The organism is Oleiphilus sp. HI0086 (assembly GCF_001635225.1).
The window spans coordinates 1-401 of the sequence record NZ_LWFZ01000366.1; the positions used below are offsets into that span (position 1 = coordinate 1).

Annotated in this window: 1 protein-coding gene; it reads left to right on the plus strand. The window is 46.9% G+C overall.

The features are described 5' to 3' along the window. Nucleotides 1–247: integrase core domain-containing protein (locus A3756_RS04700; protein WP_156490270.1), on the plus strand; the 247-nt coding region annotated here is incomplete at its 5' end. Nucleotides 248–401 lie beyond the last annotated feature (154 nt).

The window sequence follows — 401 nt, forward strand, 5'->3', positions numbered from 1 at the left end:
GCTGAGTAATTATGGCATCAGAGCTAGCATGGGGGATGTAGGTGCTTGCTGGGATAACTCTGTTGTGGTGCGGTTCTTTGGAAGCTTAAAGCATGACTGGGTTTTGAAAGTGCCCCAGCCAACGAGAGAGCATATGAGAAATGATGTGGCTGACTACATGCGTTATTACAACTTAGAGCGGCTCCATACTTCTAACGAAGATATGTCGCCAATCGAGTACGAAAACTCTTTAAGAAAAGTGTCCTGATTTAGTTGCGCAGAACAGTTGAGAGTGTACGGTAAACGATGCTCAAGACCTTGCCCATCAGCTCCGGGTAACGGTCCAGCAAAAAGCGCAACTGGAAAGGAAAATTCAGCACCCATTGGCGAATAGGCTCTGCGGGAAATACTTCATCCACCAA